This window comes from Propionivibrio pelophilus DSM 12018 (assembly GCF_059569095.1).
The window spans coordinates 19,669-33,081 of the sequence record NZ_JCANUT010000018.1 but is presented as its reverse complement, the minus strand read 5'-3'; the positions used below and the strand labels follow the sequence as shown (position 1 = coordinate 33,081).

Annotated in this window: 18 protein-coding genes; 1 reads left to right on the top strand and 17 read right to left on the bottom strand. The window is 63.9% G+C overall.

Going from position 1 to position 13,413, the window contains the following annotated elements:
• Nucleotide 1: 1 nt before the first annotated feature.
• From BO74_RS09715 to BO74_RS09640, 16 genes are all read right to left on the bottom strand, one after another.
• The gene (locus BO74_RS09715; RefSeq protein WP_496441910.1) at nt 2–454 is read right to left on the bottom strand and encodes a phage GP46 family protein; all 453 of its coding nucleotides are present in this window, start codon (nt 452–454) and stop codon (nt 2–4) included.
• The gene (locus BO74_RS09710) at nt 451–717 is read right to left on the bottom strand and encodes a PAAR domain-containing protein (RefSeq protein ID WP_496441909.1); all 267 of its coding nucleotides are present in this window, start codon (nt 715–717) and stop codon (nt 451–453) included. Before BO74_RS09710 ends, BO74_RS09715 begins: the two co-directional genes overlap by 4 nt.
• 1 nt (nt 718) lies before the next feature.
• Complete coding sequence (locus BO74_RS09705) at nt 719–1,183, bottom strand: phage baseplate assembly protein V (protein WP_496441908.1); 465 nt, start codon at nt 1,181–1,183, stop codon at nt 719–721.
• Nucleotides 1,183–2,304 carry a phage baseplate assembly protein gene (locus tag BO74_RS09700; RefSeq protein ID WP_496441906.1) on the bottom strand — a complete coding sequence of 374 codons (1,122 nt, stop codon included), beginning with the start codon at nt 2,302–2,304 and terminating at the stop codon, nt 1,183–1,185. The genes BO74_RS09705 and BO74_RS09700 overlap by 1 nt, the downstream gene beginning before the upstream one ends.
• Nucleotides 2,305–2,356: 52 nt before the next feature.
• Nucleotides 2,357–3,601, bottom strand: a complete 1,245-nt coding sequence (locus BO74_RS09695; RefSeq protein ID WP_496441905.1) for a DNA circularization protein — start codon at nt 3,599–3,601, stop codon at nt 2,357–2,359.
• 7 nt (nt 3,602–3,608) lie between these two features.
• The gene (locus BO74_RS09690; protein ID WP_496441903.1) at nt 3,609–5,390 is read right to left on the bottom strand and encodes a phage tail tape measure protein; all 1,782 of its coding nucleotides are present in this window, start codon (nt 5,388–5,390) and stop codon (nt 3,609–3,611) included.
• A 181-nt stretch (nt 5,391–5,571) separates the two neighbouring features.
• Nucleotides 5,572–5,922, bottom strand: a complete 351-nt coding sequence (locus BO74_RS09685) for a hypothetical protein (RefSeq protein WP_496441902.1) — start codon at nt 5,920–5,922, stop codon at nt 5,572–5,574.
• Nucleotide 5,923: 1 nt separating this feature from the next.
• A complete protein-coding gene (locus BO74_RS09680; RefSeq protein WP_496441901.1) occupies nt 5,924–6,274 on the bottom strand; it encodes a phage tail tube protein in 351 nt (116 codons plus the stop codon).
• 8 nt (nt 6,275–6,282) lie between these two features.
• Nucleotides 6,283–7,761, bottom strand: a complete 1,479-nt coding sequence (locus BO74_RS09675) for a phage tail sheath subtilisin-like domain-containing protein (protein ID WP_496441900.1) — start codon at nt 7,759–7,761, stop codon at nt 6,283–6,285.
• A gap of 31 nt (nt 7,762–7,792) precedes the next feature.
• Nucleotides 7,793–7,996 (bottom strand): DUF2635 domain-containing protein, encoded by a 204-nt coding sequence (locus tag BO74_RS09670; protein ID WP_496441898.1) that lies wholly within the window; start codon nt 7,994–7,996, stop codon nt 7,793–7,795.
• A 6-nt stretch (nt 7,997–8,002) separates the two neighbouring features.
• Nucleotides 8,003–8,599 (bottom strand): hypothetical protein, encoded by a 597-nt coding sequence (locus BO74_RS09665; protein ID WP_496441897.1) that lies wholly within the window; start codon nt 8,597–8,599, stop codon nt 8,003–8,005.
• Nucleotides 8,599–9,093, bottom strand: a complete 495-nt coding sequence (locus tag BO74_RS09660) for a gp436 family protein (protein WP_496441896.1) — start codon at nt 9,091–9,093, stop codon at nt 8,599–8,601. Before BO74_RS09660 ends, BO74_RS09665 begins: the two co-directional genes overlap by 1 nt.
• The gene (locus BO74_RS09655; protein ID WP_496441894.1) at nt 9,094–9,495 is read right to left on the bottom strand and encodes an HI1506-related protein; all 402 of its coding nucleotides are present in this window, start codon (nt 9,493–9,495) and stop codon (nt 9,094–9,096) included. It lies immediately after the preceding gene.
• 84 nt (nt 9,496–9,579) lie between these two features.
• Nucleotides 9,580–10,476, bottom strand: coding sequence for a Mu-like prophage major head subunit gpT family protein (locus BO74_RS09650; protein ID WP_496441893.1), 897 nt, complete (start codon nt 10,474–10,476; stop codon nt 9,580–9,582).
• A gap of 24 nt (nt 10,477–10,500) precedes the next feature.
• Nucleotides 10,501–10,911, bottom strand: a complete 411-nt coding sequence (locus tag BO74_RS09645; RefSeq protein WP_496441891.1) for a hypothetical protein — start codon at nt 10,909–10,911, stop codon at nt 10,501–10,503.
• 3 nt (nt 10,912–10,914) lie between these two features.
• A complete protein-coding gene (locus tag BO74_RS09640) occupies nt 10,915–11,976 on the bottom strand; it encodes a phage protease (protein WP_496441889.1) in 1,062 nt (353 codons plus the stop codon).
• 105 nt (nt 11,977–12,081) lie between these two features.
• Between BO74_RS09640 and BO74_RS09635 the strand changes: the two genes are divergently transcribed.
• Nucleotides 12,082–12,354: a hypothetical protein gene (locus tag BO74_RS09635; protein ID WP_496441887.1), complete on the top strand. Its 273-nt coding sequence runs from the start codon at nt 12,082–12,084 to the stop codon at nt 12,352–12,354.
• Nucleotides 12,355–12,389: 35 nt separating this feature from the next.
• Here the strand turns inward: BO74_RS09635 and BO74_RS09630 are convergent, their stop codons facing one another.
• On the bottom strand, nt 12,390–13,256 hold the full coding sequence (locus BO74_RS09630) for a BRO family protein (RefSeq protein WP_496441885.1): 867 nt from the start codon (nt 13,254–13,256) through the stop codon (nt 12,390–12,392).
• Nucleotides 13,257–13,413 lie beyond the last annotated feature (157 nt).

Sequence of the window (13,413 nt, the reverse complement as noted above, 5' to 3'; positions counted from 1 at the left end):
GTCACATCGCGTTCCACAAGGTTTCAAAGCGGATCGGGGTCAGCGTCCCGTCCGGCCGGGTGATGCGGACGATCATCCCCATGACTTCATCACGGGGAATAAAGGTCTCGACCTCAACGGCCTTGGCCGCGCCATCCTCCACCAGCCAAGCCAGCGCCTCCTCAGCGTATTCCTTGGCATCATTCAGCGCCTGCTGCAACTGCTTGGCGGCACGCAACAGCCACAAGCGGCTGCCAAAACGATCATCATCGACTGACGGCCAAGCATCGGCCCACCAGCCGCGGCGGTCGGTCTGGCCGAGCGGCAGCACGTCATCATCCTTGGCGCGGGCATCCGAGAACAGCGAGAGGATAACCGCCGTCTCCAGGCCATCATCCGACGCGAGCAGCGCGTTCTCCAGCGCCAGATCAATGCCGTGTTCCAGGTCGATGAAGACCGTGCGCAAGTCGGTCATTCGCTGATCCTCATGGCCGCGCTGCCGGTCGCCGCATGGCCACAGCTGGCCAGATGGCCTTCGCGACAAACCGGAATGCCGTTGATGCGCACAAACGAACTGCCCTGGGCCATGACCGGGGCCGCGTGCGGCACGTCGCCATGACCCGCCACCGGATCGCCCAGGACCGACCACAGCGCGCCCTCGACGCGCACGAAATCCTGTAGCGCACCGATGATGACGCCGCCGGCGGTGTCGATGCCAATACGCGAGATTCCGTGCATATCAGGCCGCCTTTACCAGGTCGAACGCCGGCGCGGTGATCGTGATGCCCTCGGGCGTCAGGACGATCTTCGACTCGCCGGCAACGATCTCGATCTGCCGGCCGTTCTTGAAATGGATGCGATGCCCGTCGCTGGCCGTGTCCTCGTCGGTATAAACCACGGTCTCCCCCGCGGCGAGATCCGGACGGCCTGATCCGCGATCAGCGGTGGCCACCATCACCCCGTGGTCGCGATCGCCGCCCACCGAGAAATACACCCCCTCCGGCTTGAGGCGCGGGCGCGAGAAAAAACCGTGCTGATGCAGCAGTTCAATGCCTTCGCGGACTTCCCCGTCGAGCAGTTTCACCTGCACCGCCGGGATCTTCCCGGCATCACTGATCGCCGTGACCACGGCCCGGGCGACCATCAGGCGCACCCGCCGATTAAGCGGGGCCAGCATGCGGGAGAGGGACGTCCGGACGTCCATCAGAGGAAGCTCCAGTCTTTCACCTTCTCGCGCTTCTCGCGCTGTTCCTTGGTGCGCAGCTTGCCGAACAACTTCGACTGGGCCACGCCCTCGAGGAGCTGGAAGGATTCCGGCCGGGCGATCGCCAGCTCGGTCAGCGTGCCCTGGCGATCATCGAGCGAGTACACACAGCCGACGATCAGCAGCTCGGCGGGATTCGACAGCCAGAGCAGCGGCGAGGTCACCGGTACCAGCAGGTTCGGCTGCCACAACGCCCCATCGGGACGCTTCCAGCCCTGCACCGTGATCGACCCGCGCACACTGCGGCCGCGCCGGACATTGCGTTCCCACTCGGCGCGATCGCGCAGCGAGGTGTTCTCGCCATGACTCTCGGCCAGCACGATCAACGGGCGATGCCTGGTGATGATCTCATCCGCCACCGACGCCGCCGGGGCCGCATGTTCCGTCTCGCCGTTAGGGCCGAGCTTGCCGTAACCCTTGGCGGCGTAGGCGGAGAAACGCTCCTTCCAGGAGAACTCCGCGCGTGCCGCCTTGATGTTCTTCCCCTCGACCAGGGAGACACCGGCGATATCCTTGCCGGCGCGGGTAATCACCAGATCGCCGGACGGATTGCTGGTCAGCAGCAGGGCGCGCATGCGGGCCGCGCGTTCCAGACAGTCGAAGACGGTTTCGCCCTCTTGAATATTCCAGGAAGAAAACGCCTTACCCGTGTCCGCCTCGACCACCAGGCTGATGCCGTATTCCTTCAGCAGGTCGGTGGCCAGCTGCTCGATCTTGACGTTGTGCCACTGCCCGCTCTTGTGGATGGCGGAGCAATCAACCAGGTCGGCCGTCTTGTCGCGGCCCGAGACGCGGATCGTGTGCTTCTCGGCGTCGTAGTCCGGCGAGACGACATCCACCCAGCCGGTGATCACCACTTCGCCATCGAGAAACACCTGGCAAAACTGCCCGGGACGGATGGGCGTGGCCTGCGGCTCCCCCGGCCAGCGCTCGGTGATCTCCAGCTCGAAGGTGCCGGCCATCTGCTCGATCGAGCGCGACACGCGCACGGACTTCCAACCGCCGTAATAGACGCCGTTGATCTTGAGTTCGGCAATGCCGGAAGAGGAAGTCGAAGCCATGCAAGGAGGCTACCGGCAACCTCCCGCCAACCCAACTAAAGGGCTTTAAAACTCACCCGGTGATGATTTCCAGCGCCGTGCCGCCCGGCACGAAGCCCGGATGGCGGATCAACCGGCCGTTGCGGGCGATCAGTTCATCGGCCCGCGTCGCGTCGCCGTGGATGGCATAGGCCGCCACCAGTGCCGGCACGGTCGCCGGCAGCGTCGCCGACCCGACGCGTGGCGCATTGATCGAACGGGCGGTCAGGTCGCGCACCAAGGCGACACGCAACGCGGTCAGCGCTTGATAGACGTCCTCGGAGACGGCCTGCGGATCGGCGGCCGTCGGCACGATGCCGGCGGCTTCGTCATCCAGGCGATCGGCCAGATCGTCGCGCATGGCCACGGCCTGGTCGTACGTCGCGAACTCGGCGCGGCTGGCCACGCGCGCGCCTTCGATCAGCGCGGCCCGGCGGGTCAGCGCGGCTTGGGCCGCCTGGTTGGCCGCCTGGCGCTGGCGCGCCGGCGTGGTCGCCGACACCGACGGATACTCGCCGCCGTAGGAAAACAGCTTGCGGTAGGAGAGCAGCGCCGTAGACGGGCTCTGGGCCAGTGCCTTCAGCGAACCGATCAATCCAAGCACGCCCTGTGCATAGGCGGCCGGGGCGCGGATCAGGCTGGACAGGCTGCCCACCACGCCGCTCACCGCCGCCGTGTAGTCCGAAAGAATCGAAAGGTCCGGGACGAGATTCTTGCGGGCCGCCTCGAGGGCGGTCATCGCATTCTTGGCCATATCAAGGGCGCCGGCCTCGACGAAGTCGGCCACCTCATCGAGGGAGTACTCAACCGCGAAGTCCTCGGCGATCGCCGTGTTCGCCGCATCGGCCGCACTCTCCACGGCATCCTGCGTATCCTCGCGCGCCGACGGCTCGGCGTTCTCGCCGGCCTCGACAAAATCCAGGGAGAAGCGCGCCAGGCCGCCTTCCTCCGGCGACTCGGAGATCCGCGCCGGGCTGACCAGCGTGACGGTGCGCCGGCCGTAGTACGGATGCACCAGCACACCGGCGCCGGGCTGCTTCAGCGCGGCGATCAGCGCATCGCGGGCCGGCATGTAGTCCGGACCGATGATGATCGCTTCAATGGAGAATTGGTCTGCCTTAAGACCCAGATCCTCGGGATAGGCGTCGTCGCGCTGCGGGTATTCATGCAGCGCCACCCGCCGGCCGACCTGCGTCTGGTTGGATTTGACGCTGAACGGTACGCCACGGAACGAGGCGGGGCGCAGGCTGCGGCGCCAGGGGGCGATGTATTTGCTCATCGAGACGTCAATCCATCATCGTGAGACCGGCGTCGACATTGATCGGAATACGCGGATTGACCGTGATTCCGGACACCGACGACAAGCGGCCGTCCTGATCGATACGTACGCGGATCTCGCCCCCCACTTCTGCCTGGCGCAACTTCTCGGTCATCTCGATGGCACGGCGCGCTTCCTCGTTACCGAAGACGGCGAGTACACGGGCGATCGATCCACCGATCACGTCGGTCCCCCAGCCCTCCATGCGGGTTCCCTTCGCCAGCTTTTCCCCACCCCAGTTAACAAGCGATCCCGCACCGTAACCCACCGCGCCCGCTGCCGAAACTCCCGCCGCGGCCATTCCAAGTCCTGCAGCTGTCGTTCCCCAGGCGGACAACGGCAAGCCGCCCGCCAACACCGCCAACGTTTTCGCCCGACCCGCAACCTTTCCGGCATTTGCCGCAATCCCGCCGCCACCAACTGCCCCAGCGAGATCGGCCACACTGCCCCCCATTGTCGCTGGCCAATTGACCACAAAAACCGGGGTGACCCCGGCGGCGGCCTCCAACGCCTTGCCTTCAGCGACACCGGCGGCCGTCCCACCAAAACGCTTTGCCAACGCACCGATCGCCTTGCCGCCGTAACGCGCTGCACCAAAAATACCGAGCGCACCGGCCGCGCCGCCAACGAGGAGATCATTGCCATCGAGGCCGAGCCCGCCATTTTCCTTCTTGTCGAGCCCCCACTTGACGAGGTTCGTATAGGTCTCATTGATCGGTGACACAAAGGCATCGGCGGCTTTGCGCAGGTTGGCCTGCAGCCGTCCAGTCGCGTCAGACGCGTTATTAATCGCGGCTGGCAAATCGGCCTGCAGCGCACCTGATGCGTTCGTTATTGCCGTAGAGAACTCGCCGCCAATTTTATTCAACAGGTCGGTACCGAGCAGCGTACGCATTCCCTTGATCGTATCGAGGTCGGCCTTTCCGAACGCCATATTGATTGCCGCGTCGCGTTGTGCGTCCGTCTTCAGCTTGTCGTACTTGGCCTTGATTTCCTTCAGCACTTCAATCGGGTCGCGATGCTTGCCTGACTTGTCGTTGAAGTTGACGCCGGTCGCTTTCTGCGCGGCGTCACGATACGCCTGATTAGTGAACAAGCGCATCGTCGAATCGACCAGAGTTGCGAGCCGTTCCGGCTGCATCTCAACTTGTGATAATCCTTCAATGAACGCGAGCGTTTTATCGAAGCTGAATCCAGCTGAGGAAGCGTTCACTCCAACGCGCGCAAAGATGCTCGACAGATTTTCAAGTTCGGCATTCCCCAGTCGGCCGGCGACGGTCATCTTGTCGAGGAGCGTCAACGCCTGGTTGGGTTTCGACAAATCAAACTGAAAGGCGGTTGCTGCCACCGTAAGACCACTGGCCAGCGTATCCGCACTCGCGCCAGTTACTGCAACAGCCGTGTTTACACTATCAATGACCGGCAACGCCTGTTTGAAATTCAGCCCTGCCTGTACAGCTCTATTGAAGCCGCTCTGCAAATCGTCCACGTTCTGGCCTGTTTCTCCGGCCATACGGAACAGTTCCTGACGCAGCTTATCGACTTCAGCCCGAGACATCCCAGCCGTCTGGCCGATCTGTGTCAACCCCTTGTCCATGCGTGCCGATTGCGCCAGTGTGGCGACGGCGCCGACACTAACGCCCAGGGTGGCCAGTTGTCCCTGCAAGCTGGACAGCGCGCCCTTTAGCGACTCGAACTCGCGTTTTACACCGCCGACAAAGCGCTGCGTCCGTCCCTCGGCCTGGGTCAATCCGGCGACGAAGCGGGCCGAGTCGGCGTAGAGGCGCAGGGCGAGGGAAAGATCGCGATTACTCATGGATCAGTCTTGGCGGTGACGATGACGTTGATGTAGTGGTTGAATTCGGCGGGAGCCAAAGCGAGGATTTCGCTCCGGCTCCAACCCGTTTTCATGGCAAGCAGGAGCACCTGGTTCAGGAGGCCGCTTCGCTTGCCGGTTCGCCTTCCCCCATGTCGTCGACCTCCGACTGGGCCGCGCGAAGAATCCGCCAATCAACGGGCTTCAGGCGGCGGATCATGTTCAGAGTGAACGGACCTTCATAGGAGCCCACACGCAGGAGCTGACGTACCATCAACTGCGCGTTGAAATTGAGCGGCTTGGTGACGTCGGCCTCAGTCTCAGCGTCGAGAATGTCGTCGACGGTCGCCTCGCGCAATTCGAAGGTTTTATGCAAGTTGCCTTCGATCGTCATGCCGTGCCGGAGGGGGCCGATGATCCGACCGTCCTTGCAGACGAAGCCCAGTGGATGGAGTTTTCCGGACACGTCAGACCTCCTCGCAGGACATGGCTTCGAAACGCACTGCAATATCGCCCTTGTCCATTTCCAGCGCCTTGGCGCACCAAGCATTGCGCAGCACAAAACTCTTCTTGGTGTCGGTGTCGAACAACACCGGCACGTCAGTCATGTCTGCCAGTTCCTGCAACGAGGTGTTGGCGTCGTGCGCGATGGTGCATTCGACATACGGAACCGATGGCTTTTCCGTATAACCAAGCACCCCCGCGTCGCCCATGTTGGCGGTGCGCTCCATATTGCCGAAGCCCAGCTTGGCGCCTTCCTTTGTCGCCAGGCGTTTGCCAGCGACGGTGACAAAGGCGCGTCCCGTGTTGTGTCCCATGTCTTACCTCACAGAATGAATTGAACGGCAGCGGCGAAGACGTCGAACTGATTGACCACGTTCGGCGGCAGCACGGCATTGACGCGGCACTCGTCGGCTTCGGAGCGCAGCACCTGGATGTTTTCCTTGAAGTCGTCGAGATCCTCCAGCAGGCCGACGTATTCGAGCTGGGCCGCGGCGGCGATCAGCGTGTTCTTGATCAGCCGCGGCGTGGCAATCTTCTGCCCCGCGGCGATCCGCTCCAGGACGTCGTCGCCGGCCAGCTTGTGCGCCGGATAATCGCGCGCCACCGCGTAGCGGAAGATGTAGCGCATGTAATCGACCGTCCACTTGGTGTTCAGCTTCAGCAGCGAGCGATCGTCCATGCCGAAGCTGTTGGTCTGGTAGGTGGTCACCACCTGCTCGACGATCGCCGCGCCGGATTCGTCGAAGATGATCGTCGAGATCCCGTCGTGCAGCACCAGGTTGCGCTCGGTCATCGTCAGCCGGTCGGCCTCGGCGGGCGCCAGGACGTCCGGCAGCGCGATGCCGCGGAACGGCACGGCCGGATCGTTGCTGCCGCGGAATTCAACACCGGCAGCGGCCTGCGCGGCGATCACCCAGGGAAGCGACGGCGACTTGTTAAGGCCGAACACCGTGCTGTGCGGACTGTTTCGGGCGGAACCGTAGGTCGACAACCCGGCGGCGGTGCCGGCGGTAAAGGTGAACACGTGCCCGGCGCGCATGTCCATGCCGCCCCAGCGGCTCTGCAACTCGGTTTCCATCGCCGTCATGTTGGCCGTATCCGACCAGGGCATGACGATGCTGTAGTAGGCGCCGGTGCTCATCGCCGCGATCGCGGTGAGCACATCCGGATTGCCGGACCCGACGACGCCGGCGGCGATCGCGGCAGTAATGCCGGCGGGCATCGTCTCACCGCTGTAGTAGTTCCAGCGCACATCGATGCCGGCCGTCTCCGCTCCCTTGTGCCGCGCCGTCAGGGTAACCACGCCAGCCACCGCGGCGGCAGTCACCGGCAGATCGAGATCCGCATTGACCGCCGCGGCAATCGCCGTGGCGATCTCGGTCGGCGTCTGGCCGATGGAGATGCCGATGGCGAGGCGCTTGCCGCCGATGTACAAGAAAGGCGTGCCGGCCTCGGTCGGCGTGCCGGTGACCGTGACGGTGTAGGTCGAAGCCACGCCGGCAACCAGATCGTCGAGCGCCAGCGCCCACATCTCGGTGTAGGGATTGACCTTGATCGCCGCCGTGATCATCTGCGCCAGCATCGAACCGCGGCCGAAGAAATTAACGCCGTCTTCCTTGCGGGTAACGCGGGTCAGCAGACCGGCGGCGACGGTGCCGGTGGCCAGGCGCTGGCCGAGCAGCAGGATGCGCCGGGCCATCCCGGGCAGGCCGCGCACGGCCTTGGTATGGTCGATCTCGATGTACTGGCCGGGCACCCGCCAGTCGGTCGGGATGGTCAGGAAGGTAATGTTGTCGGGCATAGTGGGCTCCGGTGATCAGTGAAAGGGCGGCTCAGGCCTTGGCGGTCTTCTTGGCGGGCGCTGCCGGTTCTTCAACCGTGATGGCCGCCGTGTCGGTCAGCGTCACGTCGCCGTCGCGCTCGCGGCGCAGCCAGTAGCTGTTGCGATCCACCGGCTCGCCGGCGGGGTTGAGTTGTTTGCCGTTTTCGTGGCGAACGAGGACGCCTGCTTTAGGCGTGGCGAATACTTTTCCCATACTTTTTTACTCCTGCAGGGTGAGTTGATCGGAGAGTTCAGGCGTCGACGTGCTGTGATCCGGCGGCTCCTGCAGCCACTTGTTGTGCTCGCTCGCCGCCTGGTGAGGATCGACGTCGTAATCGGCGGCGAAGGTCTTGAAGTCGGCGAGGTCGGATTCCGAGACCGGGGCATCGACTCGCACCCTTCCGCCGAGGACGATCGACGCCGGTACGAAGCCTGCCTTGAAGAAGGCCGGATCGCGCAAGAAATCGACGGACACGGCGCGCCAGCCGCAGCTGGCGGTGATCGCGCCATCAATCAGCGACAGGCAGGAATCCACCAGGTCATAAAGGCCGATGGCCACGCCGTCGCCACGTTTCCCCTCGGCGATGTCGCGGGTTTGCCGAGCCAGCAACAGGATTTCGAAGCGCAGTTCGGCCAGGCCCGGCTCGATCATGCGAAACGGTGCGCTATCGACATACAGTGCGGGCGCTTCCAGGGAAAAATGACGGACCAGATCCGCTTCCGCCAGCTCCGGCAAGGGGCCGATGGTGCGCAACCGGCTCGCCAGCGCGGAACCGCGAAACAGCGTCAGCAACTCAGACTCGGCCTGGCGCAGCATCACAAGCCCCGATCCGAGCGACCGAACACCTTGGCCGAGGTGCTGATTTCAACAATCCCGCCGGTGGGCGCCGGCGTTTCTGCCTCGATGCCGAGCGCCGCCTTGCCGGCCGCGACGTTGCGCAGGAAGGCCACGGCCGCGTCATAGCGCTTCTGCACCGTTTCCGTCGCAATGTCGCCGCAAAGACAGTAGCGCGCGATGTCCCCGGTCAGCCGCTTGATGACGGCCGACGGCGTGGCCATCGGCACGCTATAGCGACTGGATAGGTAGCTGTCGATCTCCGACTGCGCATCGTCGATCGCCCGCGTCAAGGCGGCCAGGACGGCCGTTACCGCCTCGATGTCCGACGCCGACCAGGGCGACATGTCCGCGCCGTTCACGGCCGCTTGCAGCAGCCCCCCCGTGACCACGCGGGGCACGCTGAAATCGGCGATCTGCGCGAGCTCATCGGCGCCGAAACGCGCCAGCAGATCGGAAGGGAGCAGATAGGGCATTTACTCAGCCACCGGCAACACGTTGAGCAGCGGCTCCATCATGATCTGCTTGAGCTGCTCGTCGGAGAACTCGTCGACGGAGACCTTGACCTCCTCGGTCGGCCAGGCGCGCCCGCCGCGGCGGAAACCGGGAACCAGCGAGCGCACGACCAGATGCGTGACAACCAGGTTGTCGCCTTGCGCTGCGCCATCGTCCGTCGCCTTCTCATCCCCCTCGAGGGGAGATTCCTTCTCCTCTGCGGTCGAAGTTGCCGGAGGCGCGCTTTCTGTCTCGACGTGGGGAGCCGCTTGCGCGGCCCCCGTCGCCGACACTTCAGCGTTTTCCCCAGCGGTGGGCGCTGAAGTATTCGCGGGTTCGGTCGGGGTTGTGGCGGTCTTTGCTGCGGTTTTCTTGGAAGCCATGATCTCTCCTGGTGACTGAGGCAAATGCGGCAAACGCTGAATGAAGCCCCCTCCGGGGAAGGGACTGGGGTTAAGCGTTCGCGGTTAACCGAGCCAGGGATTAACGACCAGATTGACCGCCTTGTAGTTGGTGTTGGTCTCTCCAGCCGCCAGGTATTCCTTCATCAACACCGCTTCGGCCTCGGCGCGGCGACTCGGCCCGCACACCAGGTGCGTGGCCTGCACCGGCAACGGCGAACCGTCCGGGCGGCGCTGCGTTTCCAGCGCCAGGCGCGAGGCGGCAAACGCGGCCGCGTCGAGTGTCGCCTTCGACCCGTAAGCCAACTGGTGAAAGCCGAAGCCAGCGACGTGCCGCGCATCGACGCCGAAGAGGTACTGGCGGTCCATGAACACGTTCATGTCACTCGACTTGTTGAGGCTGACGAATTCGGCGGCGCGTCGATCCTGGAAGATCACCGGCTTCATGAAGTTGCGCGACAGATCCAGGAGGAACCACGGCGCCCCGGAACCGCCGCCCGTATTGCTCCAGGAGGTCTCCGCGCCGGCGGCGGTATAACCGACGTGATCGGTATCGAAGAAATACTGGCCGTCGAACCCCTTGGTGGCGAAGCCCGTCGGTAGCAGGCCCCATACCAGTTCATCCGGATGCCGGGCAACGATCTCGCCCTGCATCGAGAACATCGGTGCGTAGATCCCCAGCTTGTCATCTTCGATGTGGTTGCGGTCCACGCCGATGGTGTGCTCGTAATGCTTGTTCTTGAGCTGTGCGCCGGCGGATTCCAGATTATGGATGACGCGCTGGCCAACCCACTCGCGCATGCCGGGCAGTTCCTTCATCCATCCGTAGTTCTCGATGTCGGCAGACGACGGCACGCGCATGGCGACCAGATTCCAAGAGGGCGTCACCGAGCCGAAGCCCTGCATGAACGCGGCGTTGAAGCCCTGTTGCAGGGCGATGAGCGAAGCGGCAGTGATGATCATGATGTCTCCGTAATGAGAGGTTGATTACAGACCCAGCCCGACCTGGACCCAGACGCCGTCTGCATCGACGGCGACAATCTTCCCGGCGCGCGAGCGGGTGCTCGAACCGCTGGTCAGGGCTACGGTCTGGTCATCGACGATGTAGCAATCGACGCCGACGTCGTCCTGGGCGATCAGGTCGGTCGAGGCCGAGTTGGCGAACTTGAAGACGCCGCGCTTGACCCGCGCGATCGCATCGCCCGCCGCCACGGCCGTGGCGCTTTCAGTGAACACGCCGGCGGCCACAAGCCCTGTCGCCGTACGGCCGGGGGCGGCGTAGCCCGCGTCGATGACAGCCAGGCCGCCTTGAAAACAGGCCGTCGCAGCCTTGATCGGAAAATCGAACGTCTCGCCGATTCGCTCCTTGGTGTTACGCGCCGCAGTCAGAGCAGTCATTAATTACGCCTCCTTGTTGGCTTTGGTGAATTGATCGGCCGTCATACCCAGCGCGGCGATCACCTGTTTTTGTTCGGCCGAGAGCGCGGCCGTGCCTTCGGCGCCACCCTTGCCGCCCGTCTGCGTCTCGTTCGGCTTGACCACTGGCGTCGAGGCGTCGATCAGCGCCGAGAGCGCGGCGAAATCCTTCTTGCCGATCTCGCGCATCGTCGGCTCGGTCGCCGGGGTGATCTTGCCGGCGGCCTTGGCGTCCTCGATCAGCTTGTCGAGCTTGCCGCCGTCGAGCTCCGCCTGCAGCGCGGCGACCTTGGACGCCAGGCCGGCGTTTTCGCCCTGGAGCGCGGTGAGCGTCGCCATTGGCACGAACTTCGCCGGATCGGGCGTGGCAACCTGGGCCGTCAGCGCGGCGACGTTGGTCTTCAGCGCCGCGACGGCGGAAAGCGCCTCGGCCTCGGTTGCGGTTTCCTGCAAGCCAAGGGCGGCGAGCAGTCTCTTGAGCATCTCGTTCATCGAGTTCTCCTGTGGGTTGAGCGGGGAAAGAAAGAGTTCGGCGGCCAGGGCCGCAAGATCGGTGAGGCCATCCAGGCCGGGGTCATTGGTCAGGGCGGCGTGCAGCAATGTCTGGACGCGGCCGGTTTCGTCGTCGTAGGTGAAGACGGGGGAGACGTAGCGATACTGCTTGTCGGCGACCTGTTGCGCGGCCAGCGCCGTCCACTCGACACCAATGGCCCACAACCCGTCGCCGGGCCGCCATTCAAGCCGTTTCAACCAGCCGGCGGCGGGTGCCTGCGAGCCGTTCTTCTTGGCGTGCAGCGTGGCGTGTTCGTAGTCGATGACGCGGGCCGAGCCGCGGGCGGCCATCTCGGCGACCAGGCGGGCGCCGTCCTCGTCGGTGAGCACCCAGGCGCCGCATTCGACCGGGCGGCCGCTGCCGTCGCTCGACTTGAACGACCCCGCGGGCAACAGGCGAAAATCCTTCGGCGCGGCCGTGAGGTCTGCGACTTCGACGATCTCAACGCCCAAGGCGGCGACGGCGGTGTTGATGGCTGTGCGATTGCGTTTCATGCCCTGATGATGCCGGGCTGACGCAACGGGCTCACCTAAAGGGCTTTAGTATCGACGCGCTATCCCCGTCGGGATACTTTCTTCACTTTCAGGGGGAAGGATTCAATGATCACTCAAGAGAATGCCGCCGAGCTGGCACAAACCGTCATGGTCAACTACATCAAGGCATGCCGCTGTTCGAGCATGGCTGAAGTGAATGACGCCCTGGCGATTCTATCCGACGCCTGCGCAGACGGGCTCTGCGCGGCAGCGGGCACGAACAAGGCCGTGGAGCAATTGAAACAGTCCGCACGCGCTGTCCGCGAGCGACTTCCCGCCGTTGACTGGACAATGATCAATTCAACACAGCGCGCATTCAAGTATTTCCCCGTGCGTTGAGGCGCCCGGGGCGGGAAGGCGCCGCGAAGCCCCCCTCAATTTTTCTTTACTGCCGCCTTCTTTGGCGCGTCGAGCTTGCGCATCTGCTTTGCGGCCGACTTCAAGCGGCCTTTTACGGCCTTCAGGTCTTCTTCGAGCGGAAGATTCTCCGGCGCCACGCCACTCGATTTGAGCATGATGCCGCGCACCTCTTTCCCGACTTCCTGCGCTGTCGCGGAGAGTTGCTTGACCCCGGACGCGCCGACATTCTTGATCCGTTCCGCCGTCTGCGTAACCCGGAAAAGATTCGCTGCGAGTTCCGTCTTGCCCATGAAATCGTAGAGCGTCCGGCCCTTTTCCACCGGCGCACCCTTGCGCTCGACCAACTGCTGTAGCGACAGGTTGTACATGCCGCGAAAACCCGCATCCTTGAAGATGCCAAACTCCGTGGACTGCAGTCCGGCGTGGTGCGCCACCGCGCTCATGATCGACTCGCCGCCCTTGAGTTCCTCGCGCACCTCGATCCGTTCCAGCGCATCGCGCTGGATCTGCTGCTCGACCAGCGCGTCGGCGATTGCGGCCAGGACCGTCTTGGCTTGGGCCACCTGCGGCTTTTTCGAGTCCGCGTGCATGGTAACCAGGAAACAGGCAAAGCGCGTCAGCCGGAAGGTATCCACTTCCTTGCCGTCTTCAACAAAGGTGCCCGGAATGAACACTTCCGGTATCTGCACATTGAGCGCGGCGCAGGACGCCATCGCCTTGTTGATCACCTTCTGAAAGGACGACCAGGTCTCATAACCCAGCGCCGTCATGAACTCGTGGGCGATCCAGTAACGGACGCCGTTCTGCCGGGCGGCCTCCTCGAAGCGCTCAAGATTGAAGGTGTGCGGCATGATGGTTTCCCCGTAATCGTCGGCCGGCATTTTAACGCGCCGCCCCCGCTCCGGTCGATGCCGCCGCTTGCGCGATATTTGGCACAGGCGTAATATCAGCCGCACTAAACCTAAGGCGGAAGCTGCACCGACCAGCAGCGACTGCCGCCCACGCCCGTGGGCGTTGTTGTTTCAGAAGCATCCAATG

Excerpts from the sequence above, each read along its gene's own strand:
- BO74_RS09715 (WP_496441910.1), bottom strand. The coding sequence starts at position 454 with ATGACCGACTTGCGCACGGTCTTCATCGACCTGGAACACGGCATTGAT.
- BO74_RS09710 (WP_496441909.1), bottom strand. The coding sequence starts at position 717 with ATGCACGGAATCTCGCGTATTGGCATCGACACCGCCGGCGGCGTCATC.
- BO74_RS09705 (WP_496441908.1), bottom strand. The coding sequence starts at position 1,183 with ATGGACGTCCGGACGTCCCTCTCCCGCATGCTGGCCCCGCTTAATCGG.
- BO74_RS09700 (WP_496441906.1), bottom strand. The coding sequence starts at position 2,304 with ATGGCTTCGACTTCCTCTTCCGGCATTGCCGAACTCAAGATCAACGGC.
- BO74_RS09695 (WP_496441905.1), bottom strand. The coding sequence starts at position 3,601 with ATGAGCAAATACATCGCCCCCTGGCGCCGCAGCCTGCGCCCCGCCTCG.
- BO74_RS09680 (WP_496441901.1), bottom strand. The coding sequence starts at position 6,274 with ATGGGACACAACACGGGACGCGCCTTTGTCACCGTCGCTGGCAAACGC.
- BO74_RS09675 (WP_496441900.1), bottom strand. The coding sequence starts at position 7,761 with ATGCCCGACAACATTACCTTCCTGACCATCCCGACCGACTGGCGGGTG.
- BO74_RS09670 (WP_496441898.1), bottom strand. The coding sequence starts at position 7,996 with ATGGGAAAAGTATTCGCCACGCCTAAAGCAGGCGTCCTCGTTCGCCAC.
- BO74_RS09665 (WP_496441897.1), bottom strand. The coding sequence starts at position 8,599 with ATGCTGCGCCAGGCCGAGTCTGAGTTGCTGACGCTGTTTCGCGGTTCC.
- BO74_RS09660 (WP_496441896.1), bottom strand. The coding sequence starts at position 9,093 with ATGCCCTATCTGCTCCCTTCCGATCTGCTGGCGCGTTTCGGCGCCGAT.
- BO74_RS09655 (WP_496441894.1), bottom strand. The coding sequence starts at position 9,495 with ATGGCTTCCAAGAAAACCGCAGCAAAGACCGCCACAACCCCGACCGAA.
- BO74_RS09650 (WP_496441893.1), bottom strand. The coding sequence starts at position 10,476 with ATGATCATCACTGCCGCTTCGCTCATCGCCCTGCAACAGGGCTTCAAC.
- BO74_RS09645 (WP_496441891.1), bottom strand. The coding sequence starts at position 10,911 with ATGACTGCTCTGACTGCGGCGCGTAACACCAAGGAGCGAATCGGCGAG.
- BO74_RS09640 (WP_496441889.1), bottom strand. The coding sequence starts at position 11,976 with ATGAAACGCAATCGCACAGCCATCAACACCGCCGTCGCCGCCTTGGGC.
- BO74_RS09635 (WP_496441887.1), top strand. The coding sequence starts at position 12,082 with ATGATCACTCAAGAGAATGCCGCCGAGCTGGCACAAACCGTCATGGTC.
- BO74_RS09630 (WP_496441885.1), bottom strand. The coding sequence starts at position 13,256 with ATGCCGGCCGACGATTACGGGGAAACCATCATGCCGCACACCTTCAAT.